The sequence below is a fragment of the Pseudoalteromonas ardens genome, from assembly GCF_030125445.1.
Classification (GTDB): domain Bacteria; phylum Pseudomonadota; class Gammaproteobacteria; order Enterobacterales; family Alteromonadaceae; genus Pseudoalteromonas; species Pseudoalteromonas ardens.
In genome coordinates, this window is sequence record NZ_JASJUV010000008.1 from 41,395 (window position 1) to 64,704 (window position 23,310).

Genomic DNA, 23,310 nt, shown 5'->3' on the forward strand with positions numbered 1-23,310 from the left:
TAACACAAGGGGTGAATAAAGGTTTAGTTTGAAGCCATAAAGCCCGGACTGTTCCGGGCTAAACTGCCTTATCAACAGATGTGAGCTGTCGGACAAAACACGGGGGCAGTGTGACACGCACCATAGTCTTTACTGTAAGCACTGGCACCACCTGCAATTTGATTGGTTTGCTGTGCATTGATATTTTTGCCAGGACTGAGCGTTTTTAATTTAACCTTTTTAAGTTTCATGGTGTTTCCTGTTGTAATACTTTAATTGTTTAATCGACTGATGATGAAGTCACAATTATCTGACTGTGCTCACCAGTTAAACAATGTGTTTAAATTAGCAACAAATATCAAGCACTTTTACCCGTTTTGTCTGTGTATTATTTTAGGTAACTGTTTTTTAAGTTGTTTGTTATATTGAACTTTTTTCACACAAGCAAAAATGACAGCGCTAGACTTTTGAACTATGAGCGCCATTTAAGCACCACTAAAACAACGAAATCGTCGTTCGACATATACATTCAAACACCTTATTCAAAAAGCGCCTTAAAGTAGTCCCACAATCCCAAAGATTCGCCTGCGAAAATATCGATACCCAGCCAGGATTTAAGTAAGTAAAGCGCAACAAAAACAAGACCGATTAGAACCAACCCAACAATCAACAAACTAGCCAGGAACACAATGGCCGCAGTAAAGCGTTCGGTGTTAGTCAGGCTGCGTCGGTTGACGCCCCCCAGGAAAACGATATAAAAACTCCAGGGTAAAAACGGTAATGCCAGTGTCGGCCTGAAATCAATGGCATGACCCCGCCAGTCCCGGGTATTAATGACCTTTTGCAGCGCTTTACGCTGTTTATAGCTAAAACTTGCCGCTACTTCGGGATCCATCTTATTAAGCAGCTGCTTAACATGGGTATGCTGTTGATCAGAACGGTTACGCGTCATCAAGCCTCCAGAGCTACCGGTTCACAAGGAACTGAAACGGTCACTGATTAAAAGTAAGCAATAAGAACACATGACCTCAACAGCCCTGTCACATGCTTTGCCATAGCTTCCATAAGTTTAGACACACCAAGGTTAACGTTCAAAACCGGCGCTTAGATAGATTATTGTGTCTGTAACTCCTTCATTTACTGGCTCTGCATTTTCCTGCAGTTTTCCAGGTGTTGAACAAATATTTTGCAGTTTATGGTGGAGCTGCAGCAGGCATGAAACTTTTGACATCTCAGCATTAAAGAACGCACCCGGCCTCTTCCGTTTACTCTCATCCCATCACTATGAGACAATGGCGCAACGACTTAGATTTCCAGACTTTTGAGTTTGTATTGGACCCTGGCTGAATACGCAGTTGTATACACACTGATTGAGTGCAGTATACACAGTGATATACACACTTAGGCTTAAAAACAGCAAACTCTGAATAGCAGCCTGCTGAGCTTAATAAGAATAACAGGTTGATTAAGATAGGATTTATAGCCTGATGGCGACACAAGAAATAACTGATAATATCCCGACAATTTACTGGCACGATTATGAAACCTGGGGTGCCAGCCCGCAAAAAGACCGGCCGAGTCAGTTTGCCGGGATCCGCACTGACCTGGACTTAAATATCATTGGTGAACCACTGATTGAATATTGTCGCCCTGCGGCGGATTATTTGCCTCAGCCGGAGGCGTGTCTGGTGACCGGGATCACGCCGCAACATGCGCTTAAGCATGGTTTACCGGAAAGTGAGTTTATGGCGAAAATTCACACCGAATTCAGTAAGCCCAATACCTGTGTCGCTGGGTATAATAGCATTCGGTTTGATGATGAGGTGACCCGTTACAGCCTGTATCGTAACTTTTATGACCCTTATGAGCGCGAGTGGCAAAATGGAAACAGCCGCTGGGATATCATAGATTTAGTGCGCGCCTGTTATGCCCTGCGCCCTGAAGGCATTGTATGGCCAGAAAAAGACGATGGCACGCCAAGCTTTCGCCTGGAAGATCTCACCAAAGCTAATGGCATTGAACACGCGGATGCGCACGATGCACTGAGCGATGTCACCGCAACCATTGCGCTGGCCAAATTGATCAAAGAAAAACAGCCAAAGCTGTATCAGTTTTTCTTCTCACTGCGCGGTAAAAAAGCACTGGCCGATCTGATTGATGTGTTTAATATGCAGCCGCTGGTACATACGTCTTCACGCATTCCGGCCACTCAGGGTTGCACCAGCTGGATTGCACCCATGAGCTTTCATCCGGTCAATAAAAATGCCGTCGTGTGTTTTAACCTGACCAACGATCCGCAGGTCCTGCTGGACCTGTCGGTAGAAGAGTTGCGGGCACGCTTATATACCAAGCACAGTGACTTAGGCGAAGATGAGCTGCCGGTTGGTCTGAAACTGGTTCACCTGAACAAATGTCCGATATTAGCTCCGGCTAAAACGCTGTTGCCGGAGAACGCAGCGCGCCTGGGCATTGACCGTGAACAGTGCCTGGAAAATCTAAAAGTGCTGAAATCAAATCCTGAGCTGCGCAACAAGGTGGCTGAAGTGTTTAACGATCAGGGCGACTTTAGCGACACCACCAACCCCGACTATCAGCTATATAACGGCTTTATCAGTAAAGCAGACAAAGCCAAACTGGCCATTGTGCGCAGTGCACCGCCTCATGAATTAGGGTCGCTGGCGCTGGAATTCGAAGATCCTAAGTTCCACACCCTGCTGTTTCGTTATCGCGCCAGAAACTGGCCGGAGAGTCTCTCTGAAAACGAATTAGACCAGTGGCGTAAATACTGTCAGAACAAACTAATGCATGGCGAAGATAATCCGTCTATTAATGCTCAGGACTTTATGATCACGCTGGAAAACCTGGTGTACGAACATGAAGGGAATGAGAAGAATTTGGCAGTACTCAAAGCGCTCTACCACTACGCTCAGAGCCTCTAAGCTAGCCTGTTAAAAAGGCGGTGATTTATCACCGCCCTCTTCCGTTACAAGCTTTCCTGATAAACCTTAAGCGCTTGCTCCAGATCGGCAATCAGGTCTTCCACATCTTCCAGACCGATATGTAAACGGATCACCGGGCCATGCTGCCAGCCGGTAGTGCTTCGCAATGGCGCCATGCTAGCGTTAGCCGTTACCAGGCTCTCAAAGCCGCCCCAGGAAAAGCCCATTTTAAAATGATGCAGACTATCCAGGAAACGGTTAATGGCTTTACGATGTCCCTGTTTCATGACAACAGAGAACAACCCATTACTGCCGCTAAAGTCCCGTTTAAAAAACTCATGCCCGGGACAACTTTTTAAGGCCGGGTGACGCACGTGATCAACCAGCGGGTGGCCCGCCAGCCAATTTGCAACCTGCAATGCAGACTTCTCATGCTGCTGTAAACGCACCGGCATAGTTCGCAAGCCGCGTAATGCCAGATAAGCATCGTCTGCCGAGGTACACTGCCCCAACAGATAGGAATTCTCGCGCAGTGTTGGCCACAGGGTTTCGTTAGCAACAGCCACACCCATCATGACATCTGAATGACCAACAATATACTTGGTGGCAGCCTGAATACTGATATCGACCCCATGCTCAAGCGGGCGATAATGCCAGCCATTGCCATAGGTGTTATCCAGCATAGTAATGAGGCCCTTTGCCTTGGCCACTTTAACCAGGCTTGGCACGTCTTGCACTTCCATCGTGATAGAGCCCGGAGATTCCAGGAACAAAACTTTGGTGTTGTCCTGGATCAGAGACTCGATATCTGCGCCAACCAATGGATCATAATACGTTGTTGTGATGCCAAGTCCTGAAAGGATCTTGTCACAAAAATCGCGCGTTGGTTCATACGCAGTGTCCACCATTAACAGGTGGTCACCGGTTTTCAAAAATGACAACAAAGCTTGTGAAATTGCAGCAGCGCCTGACGGATACAGCGCACAACCCGCGCCATTTTCCAGCTCCATAATGGCGTCTTGCAATGCAAAATGGGTATTGGTGCCACGACGCCCGTAGAACAAGGTTCGTTTGCCGCGCTCGGAAATGGCTTCCTGCATATCAGCAACGGAATCAAAAACGACGGTTGACGCCCTTTGTACAACCGGGTTAACAACGCCTTTGGTGTACTGGGATTTGCGGCCTACAGCCACCAGTTTGGTATTCTTCTTCATAAAGTGCTCAATTTTGGACTAGGTGCATCATTGCTGACGCCAGTATTCAATCAGATATCGGGAGATAGAGTCTTTTCGGGTAAGTTTGTATCCCGGCGCATCGTCTCCCCACTCAGCAAAACCGTCGAGATCTTCCCGGGAAAACCAGTGTGCCTGCTCCAGTTCATCCTGTTCAACAAAGATTTCGGTACTTTTTGCTGTTGCAATAAAGCCTAGCATAATAGACGACGGAAATGGCCAGGGCTGCGAAGCCAGGTAGCGTACCTCATCAACATCAACCCCAGCTTCCTCTTTCACTTCACGGATCACGGCTCGCTCAAGCGTTTCACCCGGGTCAACAAACCCAGCTAAGGTTGAATACACGCCTTCTGGCCACTGCGCCTGACGACCAAGCAAACAACGCTCAACCCCATCGGGGAAGGTATGCGAGACCAGCATAATCACGGCAGGATCGGTACGCGGAAACGTCATATGGCGACATTCAGGATCATTACACAAGCGTGCATGTCCGGCTTCAACAGAACGATTTGGGTTGCCACAGCGGCCACAAAAGCGGTGCGTTTTATGCCAGTAACATAATCCTCGCGCCAACACGCCCACAGAGGCCAGCTCAACATCCAGCTTTGGACCTATGGTCCGCATGTCTTCGAAATGAAAGGCCTGATTATCGGTATGTTCTTCGAAGCTGACATCAATACAACCCTGAAGCAGCTCTTGCTCAACTTCGCTCACATCAAGTGCAAAATAACTATGGGTATCGTCAATACCTAAAAAAACCGCTTCTGCACGGTCGAGTGTGGCAATCTGAGACTGAGATAACAGCGCCAATTCACGCTTTTCGCTCACAATCAGGTTTTTATTATTCCACACCAATAACCAGCGACTTTTCTCACCATATTGGCCCAACAACCAGTTGGGATCTTTACGTTCAGCCGAGGCCCGATCCAGGTTCATTTGCGTGTAGTGCAGCACGACGTTCATCCTTTTCTTGTTCTTTGTCGACACGCTAACATAGCTGGGCCGAATGCCAATAGCTTTGCGGCAAAAAAAAAGCCCTTACGGGCTTGAACTACAGTGTGAAATCACACTACAGAGAGGCAAGATATTCCTGAAGCTTTTGGTTTTCAGCTTCAATGTGCTTGTAGAATTCGATGTCTTTTAGTTTGCTGGCTGCGCCTTCATCTAGCACGATAACGGCGTGACGGTGCATTTGCAGTGCCGATGCAGGACACGCTGCTGTTAACGGCCCTTCTATCATGGCATGTACAGCATCCGCTTTGTTTTCGCCAGTCGCAAGCAACACAACCTTGCGAGCGTCTAAGATAGTCCCGATCCCCATAGTGATCGATAGATGAGGCTGGTATTCGTCGGCCGCAAAGAAACGCGCGTTATCGTCGATGGTTGCCTTAGTCAGGGTTTTCACCCGAGTACGTGACGTCAAGCCTGAAGAAGGCTCATTGAAGCCGATGTGACCATTACGGCCTATTCCCAAGAGCTGAACGTCAATACCGCCCGCTGCGTTGATTTGTGCTTCATATTCTTTACACGCTTCAATTGGGTTTTTAGCATCACCCGGCGGAACATGCGTATTATCTTTGTTAATGTCTACGTGATTGAACAGCTGTTCATTCATAAAATAGCGATAGCTTTGCGGGTGCTCACCATCCAATCCAAGGTATTCATCCAGATTAAACGTTTTTGCTTTGCTGAAGCTCACCGAGCCCGCTTCGTTACGACGGATAAGTTCCTGATACAAAGCAACGGGCGTTGACCCTGTGGCAAGTCCCAGTACAGAGCCTGCGTTACGTGCTAACTGTTGAGTGAAAATATCGGCACCATATGCCGCAACTTCTGCTGCGTTTTTTAGAATTACTATTTGCATAATGTAAGGCTCAAGGTTGTGAACAAACAGGAAAAATGGGATCTGAACCTTGCTTTGCGTGCAATCAAAACAAGGTCAGATCAAAACCTAACTGGGATACACTGTTTAGGTTATTACCATTATGACAACGCTGTCATTATTAGAGAAAAAAGCGCGCTTGTAAAGTAAAAGTGATAAAAAAATGTACTTTTTTTATAGCCAAATAAAAATGGCCCTTACAACGGGCCATTTTGAGTTTGCTAACTAAATATCGGAGTTAGTATGTTTGCGCTATTACACACTAACAATGATCTTACGCTTGTACATCCAGTGTAATACCAGAAGCTGAACCGCCAGCAAAGCACAGACACTGAGCAATGCCTGCCAGTGCGCTGGCACAGCATTAATGATACCGCCAAACACACTGCGGCTAATAAAGGCCCAGTCGACCAGGCTCGACGCCAGATAAATAATGATAGAGTTGGCGCCGATGATCACGAATGGATAAGCCAGTTTTTGGCCATTAAGGATATCTACCAGCGTAAAGAAAACGGCAAGAAAAATCGCGCTCCAGCCCACTGTGACCAGCACAAAAGAACTCGTCCATAGCTCTTTGTTAACAGGAAATTGTAAATCCCACAGCCAGCCTAACGCCAGGCTGACGATACCTGCGGCAAACAAACGCCCTGCTACCTGCCACTGGCCGAGTTTATCCGATTGAGCTATCAGCTGACCTGCAAACACGCCCGCTATCGCATTAACGATGGCAGGGAAACTAGACAAAATCCCCTCCGGATCAACTGGACGGTTTTGATAGGTAATCCCGGGTAACAATGCCTGATCGACCCAGGCATTCCAGCTGCCTGCCGGTGTGAGTTCACCGGCACTGCCTCCAGGGACCGGAATAAAGCAAAGTAGCAACCAGTAGGCCAGCAAAATGCCCACGCCGGTCAAAGCTGTGGTCTTCAGACTACAATGCCATACCAGCATCGCACAGAAAAACCAGGCTATAGCAATCCGTCCGAGCACACTGGCATAACGGATCTCACCGAGATCGGCAGGTATACCTGTTCCCCAGCCATGATTATATAACACCCCAAACAGGCATAATAAGCCGAGTCGCTTAATCGCCTTTATGTATATGGGTTTGCGCTCTGCCATTGGCAGGTGGTCAATGCGCTTGGGTCTGAGCCCCATTGCTACGCCTGACAAAAAGATAAACAAGGGAAATATCAAGTCGTAAAAGGTAAAACCATGCCAGGCACTGTGGAGCGTTTGGGCTTCAAATATCTTCCACCCCTGCCAGCCGGTTAATACAAACAATGCGGCAAATATGGACTGACCACCGAGGATCCAGAACATATCCATACCGCGCAGAGCATCGAGTGATGCCAGTCTTTTCTTATTATTTGACATAGTTACTACCTACACAAACAAAAAATCCCCGCTAAACTGCAGCGGGGTTTTTTACCCAGGGAAAATTATACGCGTTGCCCGTTAATAAAAGTCTGCAACACATGAAGATCATCATCGAGCACAATAAAATCGGCATCGGCGTCATCAATAAGACGCCCTTTAGTTGCCAAACCCAAATACTGTGCCGGGTACAAAGAAGCCATACGCAGCGCTTCTGACAAGGTAACGTCAAGCGTATTAACACTATTGCGCACCGCACCGGCCATGTCCAAGACACTGCCTGCTAATTCGCCTGTGGTCGAATTCAACCTGTCACCCGTGCGGATCACCTTACGACCATCAAAAAAGTCGAACTCCTGATCATCCGTGCCCACTGGTGGCATAGCATCCGTTACCAGCATGATCTTACCGCGTTGTTTGCTTCGGATCGCCAGCTTTGCCGATGCAGGATGCACATGATGACCATCTACGATCAGGCCACACCAGGCGTTGTCTTCCCACAATGCCGCACCTACGACACCAGGCTCACGTGAGGTATATGCCGACATGGCATTAAACAAATGAGTAAAGCCATCAGCCCCAGCTTCCAGTGCTGCCATGGTGGTTTCAAAATCAGCGTTAGAATGACCAATCGACACTTTCACGCCCAGTTCAACCAGACGCTTGATGTCACTCAAAGGCACAGTTTCCGGAGCCAGTGTGACCATTTTGATCCCTAAATCTGTACGAGCGTAAATAGCAAATTCACGCTCAGAGATAGGGCGAATAAACTGCTCGCTGTGCGTGCCCTTCTTTGGGTGCGACAGGTGTGGACCTTCAAAGTGCACGCCTGCAACACCTGGTTCTTTACGGGCAATGGCCTCAGCAATCGCATCTGCGGCTTGCTCCATCACGGCAACCTGATCAGTGATCAACGTTGGCATTAAAGCAGTTGAACCAAACTGCGCATGTGCTGTAACTATGGTCGTCAGACACGATAACGTCGGGTCAGCATTTAAAAAGCCACCTCCGCCGCCATTAACCTGAACGTCGATAAAACCTGGTGCGGTAATGCCTTCAAGTCGCGTCACGTCACTCCCCGACGGATGCGATTCAAATCGAAGTTTGCCATTGTCGACAACAAACTCAACATCGTTTTTAAATTGTGTGCCGTCAAACAAACGGCTGGCCAAAAATCTGTTCATATTTTATACCAAATGCTCCGATTGACGTTGAATGCTTTGCATGGCGAAGTAAATAGCCCCCATTTCAGGCGGCTGCTTTGGCAGCTCTACTTGGTCTGCCACTTCCGGGTCTAACCATTGGCTAAGCGGCTCAGATAAACCACCAATCATTGATAATCTGGGCGGATTATTCTCCAGGAGCTTGCGGGCAAGGCGACTGACATAATCAGCACCCGTTTTAACAATCTCCAGCGCAAGCGTGTCCCCACTTTTCGCCGCATCCAATACATAGCGCGCCAGTTTGGCATAACTGCTTGAGGGCTGCCCTGCCATTTGCTCAGCAATGCCCATTGCAGTATTGGTATTAAAATGCTGTAAGAAAACCTGTGACAACGCCGTGTTTGGTCCTAACCCGTCTAAGTCCAACAGTACAGCCTTAACCGCTTCCAGTCCCATCCAGGAACCACTGCCAATGTCTCCCTGAGCAAAGCCATGTCCACCATAATTGGCACTTTTACCATCCACCAGCACAAAGCCACAAGAGCCAGTTCCAGTGATAATCACAGCACCATCTTCACCTTCATGTGCACCAATACAGGCTGTATGCAAATCGGTGGTCAGAAACATCTGTTTAAACGGGTGATCCCAGCGCATAATTTTGTCATATAAGCTAGGTAAGTTGACGCCTGCAAGGCCTAAACCTGCGTAGAGTTCATGTACCTGCTCTACTCTGAGTCCTGCGTCCTGTAATGCCAGTTGAGTAGAAACCATGATTGACTCTAAGGTTCTTTCAAATCCGTGCAGCGGGTTCGCAGGACCGCCAAGACCAGTGCCTAGTACGCCATGTATTGCAGAGTATATGGTGGCGCGACATTTCGTCCCTCCACCATCGATACCTATATATAACTGGTCATGTTCAACCTGTTTAGCCATCATGTAGCGACCCCTAAAAGTTGTGATTGGTGCCTCCTCATTCAAAGGCAACCGGTATTCAGTCATGTTGATTTGATGTTACACAACAAATGACAGCGTTGTCATTAAGTTTTTTATTATTTTTTCGCAGTGTGAAAAATTTTAATATTGCATACTTTTGCTTAATTGTCAGAAAAATTTTTGCAAGGAACTGAATATTGTCCTTTTTTTGCGACAAAATCCGTAATTTTCAGGAACAGAGCATCAGCTTGATTTAATACCCGTTTAATGAATGGAGCCGTCAATCTCAAGACTGTGAAATCACCACAAGTACAATGAGAAATTTTAACACCGCTCGCGACAAGCCAACTCTCTCTTTTTGAGGACCGAACAATGCAAGGTTAGTACATGGGTATATTTCGAAATGCAAAACGGCGCTTTCGCGCCGTTTGATATGCCTGTCAGGCTCAGCTCATACCCGTCGGTTATACACCCTCTCGGATAAGCTGGTTAGGATTATTTTACACCTAGCTCCTGAAGGCGCTCTTGCAGATAGCTATCTGCTGTATAGCGCTCAGACAGTACTACATCCGGACGCGGATGCAGGAAAAGTGGCAATGAGATGCGCGACTTATCACTGGCTTTACCCGTTGGGTTGATCACACGGTGAATAGTAGACGGGAAGTAACCACCAGATGCTTCTTGTAACATGTCACCAATGTTAATGATCAGGTTGCCAAAATCGCACGGCACGTCCAGCCAGCTGCCATCTTGTCTTTGTACTTGCAGGCCTGGTTCATTAGCTGCAGGCAATACCGTCAGCAAGTTGATATCGCCATGCGCTGCTGCACGGATAGCGCCAGGTTCTTCGTCACCTGTCATCGGCGGATAGTGTAACACACGCAGTAGCGTTTGCTCAGACTCTTTGATCATGTCTTTTAGATCAATCGAGAACTTAGCACGCACGTCCTCAGGCGCTTCGGCCTGAACCCAGCTTAGTAGCTGCGCCGCAAATTCATTTGCCAGACGGTAGTACTCACGAATTTCTGCATCCAACTGTGCCGGTACACGGCCTTTTGGATAAACGTGGAAGTACTCTTTAATATCTTTAATTGTGAAGCCCTTTGCAACTTCAGATACGTCAGGCGGAAAGTAACCGTCTTGTGTTTCCTTATTAAATAAAAACGCATGCTTTTCTTCTGAGTTAAAGAATTCTTGCCAGTTTTTATAGATAGACTCAACCAGTTCCTGAGGAATTGGGTGGTTCTTTAGTACACCAAAGCCCGTTGAGCGTAGAGATTCAACAAATTGTTTCGACGCGTCAGGCGCTTGATAGTCAACTGTAGGTAGCTGTTGCATAATGGTTCCACCGATATATTAACGTGACTTAAATTCAAAAAATTAACTGCAACTCGAACATTGAAAATTAACTTTTTGAATTAAGATAAAATCTTGCTCGCGAGCTTAGAGAAATACACCGCCGCAGATAAGGACTTATGTCCGCCCACACCATCAATACCCACGCTGATTGACTCAGATCAAACTGCATCCACAGGTAAAGATATTTGCCACTCCAGACCATCCTGATGATTGCGCACACTGTACGTGCCATCCAAAGCATTCACGATCAAATTCGCCGCCACCGAGGCACTCAGTCCCACATGGCCAGTGTTACCTCTTTTTGTCGTTACAAATGGTTTGAGCATGTCTTCTTCCGAAATCCCATCCAACCCTAAGCCATTATCTAAACAGCTGATACCCAGCAGCCCATTCTCTATTGAGAACACTATATTCACCTGAAGTGCCCCCTCCTGGCGACCATGAGACAAAGAGTTAGCAATCAAAGTATCTAATACCGATGCCACTAACCCACCATCAAACAAAGCTACCTGCTCCTCATTGACGTCAACATGCACATTGACGGGTTTGTCCGACCAGGCACTATGCACTTTATTAGCAAGGTCGACCAGACTCACTCGAGTGGGTGACACCGGGCACTCAACCCGGGCAATCTGTTTCACCATAGAGACAAATTTTGCCACCCGAGTCAGGTTTTTCTGGCTTAACGCCAGGCTGGTGTCACATTGTGCCAGCTTATCTGCAAATACTTCGGGGTCGGCCCTGTTTGCTTGCAAATCTAGCATGAGCTTATGCACCGTATCAGAGCAATGGCTCACCGCGGTAATGGCCGTGCCCAGTGGCGTATTAATTTCATGGGCAACGCCTATGACCATTTCGTTCATAACCTGAGAAAGCTGTTGTTTAACAGCACTTTTTTGTGCATCCAGCAGTTTTATTTGGGTATCAACTCTGGCGAGGATTTCGGCTGGAATAAAAGGCTTGGTTATATAGTCGTTGCCGCCTGCATGCAGTGCTTCGACTATCCAGTCGGTGTCACTGTGGACGCTGACAAAAATGACCGGGATATGACTGGTGTGTTTTTCCGTCTTCAGTATCTTACAAAGTTCAATGCCCGAAGTACCTGGCATTTTTATGTCCGTGATCACCAGTTCAGGTGGTTTACGCTTAATAATGTTTAAGGCTATCTCAGCATTTATCGCCGCCAGCACCGTATGTCCTTGCTGACGTAGGATCAATTGCAGCATATGCAGGTTTTCAGCAACATCATCAACCACCAAAATGTCGGCCATTCCTTTATCCTCCTCATTGCTTTTGCACACTTTCAGTAAGCATAGCTTGAGAAATGCCCGCACGCGACTATGGTTACTATGTTAGTAAACTCAACGGTGTGGCGCATATATGGGTGTAAGATTCAGAGTAAATATCGTTTATTCGGTGATACTGTCGTTGTTGTTTATTGCAGCGTTATTACTCCTTCTTAATTTTGCCAAAATAGCGCCCATTAATGAAAAGCTAGACAATCTTACTACCCTTAGTACTGTGTCATCCAGCCTCACAGCACATGCGCAAAACCACAACATGCAACTTGCTCAATACCTGAATAGTTCGCAGTCGGATCAACTCGAAAAACTGGCCAACTTCAGTACGTCCGAGCTGCCGGTCATCACTGGTAAACTGGGCTCTGCAGCTTTCAAGCAGGCAGTTCAACAGCCAGTCAGCCTGTTCCAGGCCATCTCGACTCTGCCTGTTGAATCCTCAGCAGCTCAGCTAGCAACCTTGCATAGTGATCTCAGGCAACTTTTTGTTCAGACCCAGACTGAACTCAACCAGCCAGGTTTTGTCGTTGCAGCGTTTAACCTGGCGAATTATCACTCAGAGCTGCAGCATATAATGGCCGAACTAGCACAATTAAATGGGCTATTCATGCAACAGAGCCAGCAATTGCGTGCTGACAAAGAGCATATTTTTGTGCAATTCAAAACACTCATTGTATGGGGCGTTGTACTAATTAGCGCAGCCACGATATTGGCAGCGTGGTGGAGCAACTTCGGGTTATTCGAGCCGCTGCAAAGGCTTTATCAGGCTTTACACAATGCCAACCAAACAGGCAACGCACAGTTACAACTCCCTGAACAACTTGGAGCTGAGCTCAGTGGACTGGCAAATGTTGTTGGCCAGATGCATGACAAACTTCACAATCGAATAGAAATCGCTAAATTGCGAGAAATGTTTAACCAGGGGATCAGACATAGCCGTGATCCGGATGAGCTGCGGCGCTTTGCTCTGGAATTTTTCGCCACCCATTATGCAGCCCCCAGTGTGGCAATTTGCAATACGGATGAAAATACACTGATACCAATACAAACCATTGGCTGCCCCCCCTGTTTGGATAACCTAGGTATCCAATACACGCAATTATGCCGGACATTAACACGACAAAGTCTGGATGCAGGCAATACTGCCTTTGAAGTAAAAGCGGGCGCCGTAGTCATTTCAATAAAAAGTGCGGCACTGTATCCCCTACTGGTCAACAATCAGCTCAGAGGTGCATTGTATATTGCCAGTGTTGAACACTTTGACTTTGAGCAACAAAGCAGCATTCAACAGCTGTGCGAGGACCTCGCTATCCAGATACAGCTTTGTGAGAATGCGCAACAGCAGCTTGCCGCTGAAACAGCCCTGTCTCAACATCTTGAAATGATGCTGCACATTCTGAATGCCATTCCTAATCCCACTTACTACCGGGATATTCAAGGCACCTTTTTAGGTGTTAACCGGGCATTTCTGGATTTTCTGGATCTGTTTGAGGCCGAAGTGACCGGTATGCGCATACAGGACGTGTTTGATGTCTACACCACAGGTTATCTGGAGCAAAAGTCGCGCTTCACAATAGAGCAGCAGGCGCAACATCAGTTTGAGCTTACGCTGAAAAATGGTCAGCAGGAGTCTCGAGAACTCATCGTTCATGAAGCCCCCTTCTTTGATGGGTATAAAGAAGTTGGCGGTGTGGTAGGCACCTTTTTAGACATGACTGAGCGCAATGAGCTGGAGCGCAACATGCTGGCAGCCAAGGAGCTTGCTGACAAAAATGCCAAAGTAAAAAGTGAGTTTCTTGCTAATATGAGCCACGAAATTCGCTCCCCCATGAACGCCATTATAGGTATGGCGCATCTGGCTCTGAATACACAGCTTGATATCAAACAGCGTAGTTATGTTGAAAAAATCGACAATGCCGCTAAGCAGCTGCTAAAACTCCTGAATGACATCCTGGATTTCTCGAAGATCGAAGCGGGTAAAGTCGAAATTGAATCAACCCATTTTCAACTTGATAAGGTCCTGGATAATGTAGCAACCATCGTCGGATTAAAGGCAGATGAAAAGCAACTTGAGTTGATTTTTGATGTTCATCCGGATGTGAGCAATGACTATATCGGCGATCCTCTGCGTATCAGTCAGGTGCTGATTAACCTGGCCGGCAATGCTGTGAAATTTACGGAGCAAGGCCATGTTACCATCAATATCAGCTATCAGAGTGAGGATGAGCAAAGTGCCCGGCTGCTTTTCAGTGTCATTGATACCGGAATAGGATTAAGCCTGGAGCAACAAACCCGATTATTCCAATCGTTTGCGCAGGCTGATACCTCTATTACCCGTAAATACGGCGGCACGGGCCTGGGGCTGACGATTTCACAACATCTGGTAAAGCTAATGGGTGGCGAAATTTTTGTCGAGAGCGAACTGGGTAAAGGGTCTACATTCTACTTTACCTTGCCGCTCCCCTTCGCAACCCCTAGCCGTCTTGTGAGTCAGCCTTCTGAACACTTCAAAGATAAAATGGCACTGATAGTAGATGACAATGCCCTGGCACGTGAAGTAATGGCTGCAATGCTGAAAAAGTTTGGTATCGCTTCTAAGCTATTCTCTTCCGGTGACGCCTGCATCGAGTACGTACGGAATCAACAGCCGCACTTTGATATTGCGTTTATTGACTGGCACATGCCGCAAAAAGACGGCATTGATACCATTATGGAGTTACATAGCCAGTCTCCGGCAAGTCAATATGCTCTGGTCACCGCCTATGGACGAGAACTAGGCCTGAAAGAAGAACAAAAACAAATTATCTCCAGTATTCTATTGAAACCCATTAACCCATCAAGCGTATTCGATTGCTTACAAGCCTGCCTGGCACCTCAACCACAACAGCTCAATACGAGTTGTCCAGCCCAGGATAACAGGCTATCCGGATTAACCATATTGGTGGCCGAAGATCAGCCTGTCAATCAGGAGATTGCGGTTGAGATCTTATCTTTTCATGGCGCAACCGTGGCGGTTGCCAACAATGGTCAGGAGGCGCTTAATGCGGTACAGAGTAGCACATTTGATATTGTGCTGATGGACATGCAAATGCCGGTCATGGATGGACTCCAGGCCACACGTGCAATCAGTAAACTTACCAACACAATCCAGCCTCCCATTCTGGCCATGACGGCCAACGCCATGCAAGATGATATTCAAACTTGTCTGGACGCGGGGATGGTGGGTCACATTGCAAAACCAATCGATGTTGAGAATATGGTTGCAACCATCCTGGCCCACACCCAAAAACAAGAGGCAGGTGATGTTAGTTCATTACAAGTCCCGGAACAGCGTCAGGACTCTCTGGAGCAAGACTCTGAAACGGAAGCATATACATTTGAAGGAATAGATATTGAAGCCGGTATTAACCGGGCAGCTGGAAACCGGGAGGTTTATTTTTCACTGCTTGAGAAGTTTGTTAAACAACAGATAGAAGAACTTATCAACCTCAAACAGGCCATCACCATAGGCAACACGGAGCTTGCCGAACATATACTCCACGCACTGAAAGGCGCAAGCGCCAACTTATCAATGACCTACCTGACGGGTCAATGCGCTGAATTAGAATCTCAGCTTAAGGACACTCGTTTAGATGGGACACAAATAGACAATTTGCTGGATTACATCAGAGACTGTCATGTCCAGGTTACACATCATATTGAATCTGGCATAACACACGCTCAAAAAGCAGCTGCGAACAGTATCTCAGACACTCACCCAAAACCGTCAGAAGCACCTTTGGTCGCGCTTGCTAAGGCGCTGAGAGAGTATGACTCATGTGCCACTGAGTTAGTCGCATCACTGCACGCCGACGCACCATTGCCGACCGATGTATTAGATGAGTTAAAAACGCTGATCACTCAGTATGAGTTTGAAAAAGCCCACTCTTTGCTTGAGCCTTATGTGCCGCAGCAAGCCTTTTCAGGCAGCGCTGCGGTAGATTAAACGAGGCCTGTTGCCCAGAAAAGGCAAGGTGTTACTCGTTAAAGCCCAAGGTCGGCCATAAAGTCATCGTCTGCCACATCTTCTGCTGGCGACTCGGCTTTTTTCGCAGGTTCTGCCTTTTTCGATCTCTGACTGGCGATGATATCATCTGGGTCCACCGCTTCTGTGATATCGTAATCGTGTAGCTTGATAAACTCCGTCTTGTCCATTGCCAGCTCCAGATAGAATATATTCTGGCCCTGTGTGGTGAAGGTCACGCGGCGTGCCTGTGGTCTATCCATGGTCGTATCAACCGATATCTGAACCTGCTTGTTGATCGCCATCATTTTAGGCTGGTTCTGTGTGATAGAGGTATGAAGTTGCTCACGCACTTTGCTGGTGAAGTCACCAACGATCTGGTTCATCAGTTCCCCCATCACATTGGATACATCGTCTGACAAATGGCTTTGTGCAATTTCACTTTCCGGCATACCCATTGAACGCATGTAGTCCTGATACACTTCCATTGCAGCCTGGGCAGTAAAGTTGGTCACAACCAGACCAGTAAAACCGCCATCAAACAGGACAAAACAACCAATATCTGGACGCATACAGGTACGGGTGATCTTCTGTACCATTGCCGAATAGGCAATCTGATTGCCACTGGCCGAGGACAAAACCTCAGTCACTGAGTGACAAAGTGTGGATAGGATATCTTCTGTGCTGATCACTTTATTTTTCGCCATGTTGGTTCTCTAACTTACTTCTTATTGTTAATACTAGCCAAGCTACTCAATTTATCACTGACTATCTAGTATAAAATGCTAAAATAGCATGATTATTTTTTTCTAAGACAAATTGGACTAGCAGTGTGACGGGCAAAGACAGTATATATGCCACAGAGCAAGAAGTCAGAGACTTCACCTTCGACGCAAACGTTGTAGAAGTATTTCCGGACATGATCCAGCGCTCAGTGCCGGGTTATGCCACCATAGTCAGTACCATGGGCAAACTGGCAGGACAGTATGCCCAGAGTAACTCAAATCTATATGATTTGGGCTGCTCACTGGGCGCAGTAACCCTGAGTATGCGCCGTAATATCGACAAAGAGAATTGCCGTATTATCGCTGTAGACAACTCTTTGCCTATGGTTGAGCGCTGTCAGATGCATCTTAAGGGCTTTAAGTCCGATGTCCCGGTAGATGTGCAACTGGGCGACATCAACGAATTAGCGATCGACAACGCCAGCGTAGTTGCTATGAACTTTACTTTACAGTTCATTCCTCAGGACCAAAGAGCCATAGTACTGGAAAAGATATACCAGGGACTTAAGCCTGGCGGTGTCTTGTTGCTCTCAGAGAAGATCAAAGGCGAAAATGATATCAAAGACAATCTGCTGATTGATCTTCACCATGACTTCAAGCGACACAATGGCTATTCAGAACTGGAGATCAGCCAAAAACGTACCGCAATTGAAAACGTGATGCGTACTGACAGCCTGAGCGCCCACAGAAATCGCCTCGAGCAGATTGGGTTCGCTCACACCCAGGTGTGGTATCAGTGCTTTAACTTCTGCTCCATGATTGCGATTAAATAAGAGAGAGACTATGAATTCCTGGTTTACCGATTTTTACGCCGCCATTGCAAAAAGCCCACTCAGTCACTGGCTGGAAACATTGCCGGCTCAGCTGTCTCATTGGCAAAAAGAAGCGCAGCATGGCGACTGGCCACAGTGGGAAAAAGTACTAAAAAACCTGCCTGATTTACCTGCTGATCAGGTTGATATTCAGAGCAAAGTCTCTTTTACTCGCCAACCCCCGATTTCTGACGGGCATCAAAAGCAGCTGACACATCTGTTCAAACGTATGATGCCATGGCGCAAAGGCCCTTTTCATGTTCATGGTATCGACATAAACACCGAGTGGCGCAGCGACTGGAAATGGGATCGCTTATTGCCTCATATCAGCGAGTTACATGGCCGCAATGTGTTAGATATCGGCTGTGGCTCTGGTTATCACCTGTGGCGAATGCGCGGCGCGGGGGCTGAATTTGTCGTGGGCATTGATCCTTCAGATCTGTTTTTGAGTCAGTTTCAGGCGATCAAACACTTCAATCCGGACCCCAATGTCCACCTGCTGCCGTTGGGTGTAGAGCAGCTTCCCGAATTAAAAGCCTTTGACACGGTCTTCTCAATGGGTGTTTTGTATCATCGCCGCTCCCCCATTGACTTCCTGGCTCAGCTGAAAGCTCAGTTACGCCCAGGTGGTGAACTGGTACTTGAAACTCTGGTCATCGAAGGTGATGTTAACACCGTCTTGGTACCCACAGATCGCTACGCAAAAATGCGCAACGTATGGTTCATTCCAAGCTGTGATGCGCTTACATTGTGGCTGCAACGTGTTGGCTTTAAAGACATACAGGTGGTCGACAAAGACGTGACCTCGCTGGATGAACAAAGACGTACCGAGTGGATGCAAACCGAATCGCTTGCCGACTTCCTGGATCCAAACGACCCCAGTAAGACCATTGAGGGTTACCCGGCTCCGCTCAGAGCAATTATTGTCGCAAAAGCCTAGATCATTAGCCTGATCATTGGGTACAAAAAAGCCAGCATCACAGCTGGCTTTTTTAATTTACTCTAACGGCTAACTTAGCCTAATAGCTCAGCAAGTTGCTGGCTTACCGCTTCAACAGCTTGAGTACCATCCAGTTTGTGGTACTGAGTATTGCCTGCATCCGCTTCTGACTGGTAGTAGCTTACCAGTGGTTTAGTCTGGTCGTGGTAGATACCAAGACGCTTACGCACTGTTTCTTCTGTGTCATCAGCACGAATGATCAGATCTTCACCTGTCTGATCGTCTTTGCCTTCCACTTTTGGTGGATTGTACACAACGTGGTACACACGGCCAGAAGCCGGGTGCACGCGGCGACCGCTCATGCGCTCTACGATGATTTCGTCAGCAACGTCGAACTCGATAACGTGATCAACAGCAATGCCATTTTCTTTCATTGCATCTGCCTGAGGGATAGTACGTGGAAAGCCATCTAGCAGGAAACCATTCGCACAATCTTCTTTTGCAACGCGCTCTTTTACCAGGCCAATGATGATGTCATCAGATACAAGCTGACCTGCATCCATCACTTTTTTGGCTTCCAGACCCAGCGGCGTACCTTCGCTGATCGCAGCGCGTAGCATATCGCCTGTTGAAATTTGTGGAATACCGTACTTTTCCATTAGAAATTGAGCTTGAGTGCCTTTACCTGCACCCGGCGCGCCTAGCAAAATAATGCGCATAGTGTGTTCCTCGTATGTGAGTTAACTGGATTTTAATTGTGTCGAATTTTTTCACATTGAGCTGGGATACTCAAGGGACTTAGACCAATTGTCTAGCGCTGATTGCTACAGGACGAACAAAATTCGCCCACCAAGTCGTAATATTCGAATTAGTAAAGACAACTGGTCAATTTAACTGCACCCGCTCTGGCAAATTTGTCAGCTGACTTTTCGCTTTACTGGCGCTGTGTTTGAAAAGAATTGAAATAGCCGCTCACCTAAAACGGAAAATGTCAGACCACAGAGGATCACAGCACCACCAATCAACTCAAATGTGTCGACCTGCTCGTTTAGGATCACGTTTGCACTCACGATGCCAACCAAAGGAATGAGTAACGCAAACGGGGTAACTACAGCAGCGCGATGCCTGCCAAGCAGCCAGCCCCACAGTGCAAATGCCAACAAAGTTGAAACAGGCCCAACATAAAGTAAAGCCAGCCAGGTCTGCCTACTGCTGCTTAGAACAAGGCTTATTGGCGTATCGTTTTCAAGATAATAGGACAAGGCAAACAGCGGTAAAGGGACCACCACACTGACCCAGACCATGAAATGTAATAAGTTAACTTGCTGTAATTGCTTCATAATCAGATTCGACACTGCCCAACTTAAGGCCGCACACAGTATTAATGCTATCCCCAGCAAAGTCACACTACCAGTCTGGCTCATAAAGAACAGCCCAAACCCAGTGCATGCAATGACGGCGCCGACAATCTGAAACCGACTAGCTTGCTCTTTCAGTACCAGTGCGCTCAGTACTATCGTAAACACCACCTGTGCCTGAAGTAATAAGGAGGCAATGCCTGCTGAGGCATCATTTTCCATTGCAATAAATAACAAGCCAAACTTGATGACACCGAGAAACAAACCCACCCCAAGTACATGCAATACAGAGGTCCTGGGAAAGGGAATGAAAAACACGGCAGGAATGGCCACAATCAAAAAGCGCAAGCCGGAGAATAAAATAGGTGGCAACTCTTCCAGCCCCAGTTTGATCACTGAAAAGTTAACCCCCCACACTGTCACCACAAACAGTGCACACATGATACTTTTAAAATCCATACTTCCTTCCTGCACCTGAGACGGTCACACCCTATTTCGGGTCCAAACTACAACGCTAGCACAGGTTACAGGAGCAAATCAAAATGGGCAGAGAATATAATTGCAAATTTAGACATAATAAAATTGGTTTTGGAGGATTTTTACAAGAATGGTACATTCATGTAAATTTACCGAATACAAAGACAATACTATGCAAAAATAGAGCAAAATAAAAAAATTTAACCAAGTTTTATTGCAAAATTATTTCATTCCATTGTAGAATGCACGCCCAACCGAATAGCAGCTTTTGCTGGCCTTTCATTTTTAAAATTCTTGTAAATAAAAGTCATGCAGTCCCCATATGGTGATTGCTTTTTTGTGCGCGTCAATTTTATAAATGTCAAAAGCCAGCTCAGTGATAGCAATTCAACCCGGTTGGCGACTTCCCTCGCAGAAACCACCACACACGAGATTTAAAATTAACCGTTTCTAACTTGAGGAACATACATGAGCACCACAGCACGCAATCTTACTCCGATCGCAACCGCCATGGCACTGGCAATGGCCGGCTTATCATCTGCCCCCGTTTTAGCAGAAGAAGCACAAGCTGAGAAATCAAAAATCGAAGCCATCACAGTAACCGCGACCAAACGTTCACAGGTTATCTATGAAGTACCGATCGCTATGAGTGCATTCTCAGGAGATGATCTGGATGCGCAAGGTATCTCTGACATCACTGATGTGGGCAAATTTGTTCCAAACCTGAATATCACAGGCTTTTCTGCAGGTCATAACTCATCTGCAAACCCATTTATTCGTGGCATCGGCTTGCAAGACCACCTGATCACCACAGATCCAGGTGTCAGTGTCTATGTAGACGGTGTATATTTAGGTCGCCAGGTAGGTCAAAACTGGAACCTTGCTAATATCGAGCGTATTGAAGTACTGCGTGGTCCTCAGGGCACTTTATATGGCCGTAACTCAATTGGTGGTGCCATTAACATCATCACTAAGCAGCCAGACCAGCAAGCAGTGACTAAGGTTAGCGCGGAAACAGGTACGCGAGGCCGCATCAAAGCAAGCATGTTCACTAACCAGGCCGTGACTGATGAGCTGGCGTTCAACTTTAATATGGGCTTTAACCGTCGCGGTGGACTGGGTGAATTTACTAACCTGCCAAATGCTGAATACGATGTAGGTGAGAATCAGGAATTCCACGGTCGTATGTCCGTAAAATACACGCCCACTGATGATCTACGTTTGGTCCTGACTGCTGACGCCAATGACGGTGAAGGTGGTACACGTCCGTTTACTGTTTTAATCGATGAAATGCCGGAAGGCCGTTTATATAAAGCAGGCCTGCGCAACTCTATGGTCGCCGCCGACCCGTATGATAATGCAACCAGCAGCATAGAGACTGCTACCGTTTCAAACAAAGCAAACGGTATCTCATTAACTGCCGAATACGATATCAATGCCGATTTTGGCACTAAGTTTATCTTCAGCAAACGCTCTTCAGAGTACAAAGCGGGCCTGGATGATGATGGTACAGCTATCGCGCTCGATCACTATCCAGAACGTGGTGAAGCTGATCAGACGTCTGTTGAACTGCAACTAACTGGCTACCTGGGTCGCGCGGATTTCGTAACGGGTCTGTACTGGTTTAATGAAGAAGGCAGCAACCGCCAGAGTTCAGACGAAGCAAGCTTTGACGGTGGCCCAACTAAGCTTGAGTTGGATCAGGAAACCACCAGCCGCGCGGTATTTTTCAACCTGGGATATGACCTGACTGATGATCTGCGTCTGACCGGTGGTGTGCGTTACACAGAAGATGAAAAAGAAGCATCAACTAACGTATTTGACCCTGTTGGCACCATTTCATCAAGCAAAGACTGGGATGAGATTTCATGGGAAGCAGCTGCCAACTATACCTTTGAAAATGGTCTGAACTGGTACGGTACGGTTCAAACTGGTTATCAGTCTGGTCAGTACCCTGCTCGCCCGTATTTCCTGATCGGTCAGTTCTTCGGCGAAGGCGGTTTTGACAACCCGAATGCCGCTGCTGCTGTACGTGCAAATAATGCTTTCATGGCAAGTGAAAACATCAGTGCAATCAACTATGAAACCGGCTTTAAAGGTCAATTGACTGACGACTTCAGCATGAGTGTGGCGTTTTTCAATACCGAATATGAAGACCTGCCATATCAGGTGAACGTAGTAACGGACTCTGGATTCGACACAAACAACCTGATTGTTGAACAGACATCACGCGGTATCGAATTTGAAAGCACCTACTATGTCACAGACCGCTTTACCCTGCATTCAAGCTTCGGCTTCATGGATGTGGATGTGGAAGAGCAAAACGGCATTAAGCCGGTTGCCCCACTCACACCTGAGTGGACCGCTTCTATCAGCCCATCTTACGAATTTGAACTGAGTAACAATGCAACCGTCAACACACGTTTTGATATTTCATACCGCGACAGCATGTATGGTGAGCCAAGTTCAGATCCGCGCCGCATGACTCAAATCGATGACCGTACTACAGTAAACTTTGATATCTCTTACGCACCAGCTAACACCAACTGGGATATTTCTTTGTACGGTCGTAACATCTTTGATGAGCGTTATGATGATGCACGCCTGAATACCGGTGACTATATCCTGGTAATCAAGAGCAATGATGCCAGCGAGTTTGGTGTTCGTTACCGCGCAACATTCTAACCAAAATAACCTCTTACAGGCTGCCAGTTACTGGCTGGTAGCCTGCCTTCCCCGTTATTTACAATCACTCATTAATCACTACTGTTTA

18 protein-coding genes are annotated in these 23,310 nt (G+C 47.0%); 5 read left to right on the top strand and 13 right to left on the bottom strand.

The genetic code is table 11. The annotated features are described in order from the left end of the window. Positions 1 to 71: 71 nt before the first annotated feature. Both QNM19_RS20030 and QNM19_RS20035 read right to left on the bottom strand, forming a co-directional pair. Positions 72 to 230 (bottom strand): hypothetical protein, encoded by a 159-nt coding sequence (locus QNM19_RS20030; RefSeq protein WP_156202281.1) that lies wholly within the window; start codon positions 228 to 230, stop codon positions 72 to 74. Between the two features lie 287 nt (positions 231 to 517). Further along, positions 518 to 931 carry a hypothetical protein gene (locus QNM19_RS20035; RefSeq protein ID WP_010385337.1) on the bottom strand — a complete coding sequence of 138 codons (414 nt, stop codon included), beginning with the start codon at positions 929 to 931 and terminating at the stop codon, positions 518 to 520. Positions 932 to 1,466: 535 nt separating this feature from the next. On the opposite strand from QNM19_RS20035, the gene sbcB reads away from it, so the two are divergent. Further along, the gene (gene sbcB, locus QNM19_RS20040) at positions 1,467 to 2,918 is read left to right on the top strand and encodes an exodeoxyribonuclease I (RefSeq protein WP_049864573.1); all 1,452 of its coding nucleotides are present in this window, start codon (positions 1,467 to 1,469) and stop codon (positions 2,916 to 2,918) included. 44 nt (positions 2,919 to 2,962) lie between these two features. On the opposite strand, the gene QNM19_RS20045 is transcribed toward sbcB, so the two are convergent. From QNM19_RS20045 to QNM19_RS20080, 8 genes are all read right to left on the bottom strand, one after another. Further along, positions 2,963 to 4,132 carry a cystathionine beta-lyase gene (locus QNM19_RS20045; RefSeq protein ID WP_049864572.1) on the bottom strand — a complete coding sequence of 390 codons (1,170 nt, stop codon included), beginning with the start codon at positions 4,130 to 4,132 and terminating at the stop codon, positions 2,963 to 2,965. A 27-nt stretch (positions 4,133 to 4,159) separates the two neighbouring features. Continuing rightward, positions 4,160 to 5,104: an NAD(+) diphosphatase gene (gene nudC / locus QNM19_RS20050; protein ID WP_197094291.1), complete on the bottom strand. Its 945-nt coding sequence runs from the start codon at positions 5,102 to 5,104 to the stop codon at positions 4,160 to 4,162. Positions 5,105 to 5,219: 115 nt separating this feature from the next. Then, positions 5,220 to 6,014 carry a glucosamine-6-phosphate deaminase gene (gene nagB / locus QNM19_RS20055; protein ID WP_058795187.1) on the bottom strand — a complete coding sequence of 265 codons (795 nt, stop codon included), beginning with the start codon at positions 6,012 to 6,014 and terminating at the stop codon, positions 5,220 to 5,222. 273 nt (positions 6,015 to 6,287) lie between these two features. Beyond that, a complete protein-coding gene (nagX, locus tag QNM19_RS20060) occupies positions 6,288 to 7,409 on the bottom strand; it encodes a transmembrane glucosamine N-acetyltransferase NagX (RefSeq protein WP_049864571.1) in 1,122 nt (373 codons plus the stop codon). A 65-nt stretch (positions 7,410 to 7,474) separates the two neighbouring features. Then, positions 7,475 to 8,593 carry an N-acetylglucosamine-6-phosphate deacetylase gene (gene nagA, locus QNM19_RS20065; RefSeq protein WP_049864570.1) on the bottom strand — a complete coding sequence of 373 codons (1,119 nt, stop codon included), beginning with the start codon at positions 8,591 to 8,593 and terminating at the stop codon, positions 7,475 to 7,477. A 3-nt stretch (positions 8,594 to 8,596) separates the two neighbouring features. Further along, entirely contained in the window at positions 8,597 to 9,508 is a 912-nt protein-coding gene (nagK, locus tag QNM19_RS20070; RefSeq protein WP_049864569.1) for an N-acetylglucosamine kinase, read from the bottom strand. A 492-nt stretch (positions 9,509 to 10,000) separates the two neighbouring features. Next, on the bottom strand, positions 10,001 to 10,843 hold the full coding sequence (locus tag QNM19_RS20075; protein ID WP_049864568.1) for an isopenicillin N synthase family dioxygenase: 843 nt from the start codon (positions 10,841 to 10,843) through the stop codon (positions 10,001 to 10,003). A 179-nt stretch (positions 10,844 to 11,022) separates the two neighbouring features. Next, positions 11,023 to 12,135 carry an ATP-binding response regulator gene (locus QNM19_RS20080; protein WP_284027133.1) on the bottom strand — a complete coding sequence of 371 codons (1,113 nt, stop codon included), beginning with the start codon at positions 12,133 to 12,135 and terminating at the stop codon, positions 11,023 to 11,025. Positions 12,136 to 12,244: 109 nt separating this feature from the next. Here QNM19_RS20080 and QNM19_RS20085 point away from each other — a divergent pair, with 109 nt between their 5' ends. Then, positions 12,245 to 16,147, top strand: a complete 3,903-nt coding sequence (locus QNM19_RS20085; RefSeq protein ID WP_284027134.1) for a PAS domain-containing hybrid sensor histidine kinase/response regulator — start codon at positions 12,245 to 12,247, stop codon at positions 16,145 to 16,147. Positions 16,148 to 16,185: 38 nt separating this feature from the next. On the opposite strand, the gene QNM19_RS20090 is transcribed toward QNM19_RS20085, so the two are convergent. After that, on the bottom strand, positions 16,186 to 16,872 hold the full coding sequence (locus QNM19_RS20090) for a DUF3334 family protein (protein ID WP_049866285.1): 687 nt from the start codon (positions 16,870 to 16,872) through the stop codon (positions 16,186 to 16,188). Between the two features lie 125 nt (positions 16,873 to 16,997). Here QNM19_RS20090 and cmoA point away from each other — a divergent pair, with 125 nt between their 5' ends. Continuing rightward, the gene (gene cmoA / locus QNM19_RS20095; RefSeq protein ID WP_049866284.1) at positions 16,998 to 17,723 is read left to right on the top strand and encodes a carboxy-S-adenosyl-L-methionine synthase CmoA; all 726 of its coding nucleotides are present in this window, start codon (positions 16,998 to 17,000) and stop codon (positions 17,721 to 17,723) included. 10 nt (positions 17,724 to 17,733) lie between these two features. Further along, the gene (gene cmoB, locus QNM19_RS20100; RefSeq protein WP_284027135.1) at positions 17,734 to 18,702 is read left to right on the top strand and encodes a tRNA 5-methoxyuridine(34)/uridine 5-oxyacetic acid(34) synthase CmoB; all 969 of its coding nucleotides are present in this window, start codon (positions 17,734 to 17,736) and stop codon (positions 18,700 to 18,702) included. 74 nt (positions 18,703 to 18,776) lie between these two features. Here cmoB and adk read toward each other — a convergent pair whose 3' ends face one another. Continuing rightward, positions 18,777 to 19,421 carry an adenylate kinase gene (adk, locus tag QNM19_RS20105; RefSeq protein WP_010385354.1) on the bottom strand — a complete coding sequence of 215 codons (645 nt, stop codon included), beginning with the start codon at positions 19,419 to 19,421 and terminating at the stop codon, positions 18,777 to 18,779. Positions 19,422 to 19,619: 198 nt separating this feature from the next. Beyond that, a complete protein-coding gene (locus QNM19_RS20110) occupies positions 19,620 to 20,519 on the bottom strand; it encodes an EamA family transporter (RefSeq protein ID WP_284027136.1) in 900 nt (299 codons plus the stop codon). Positions 20,520 to 21,005: 486 nt separating this feature from the next. Between QNM19_RS20110 and QNM19_RS20115 the strand changes: the two genes are divergently transcribed. Next, complete coding sequence (locus QNM19_RS20115) at positions 21,006 to 23,222, top strand: TonB-dependent receptor (protein ID WP_049865755.1); 2,217 nt, start codon at positions 21,006 to 21,008, stop codon at positions 23,220 to 23,222. Positions 23,223 to 23,310 lie beyond the last annotated feature (88 nt).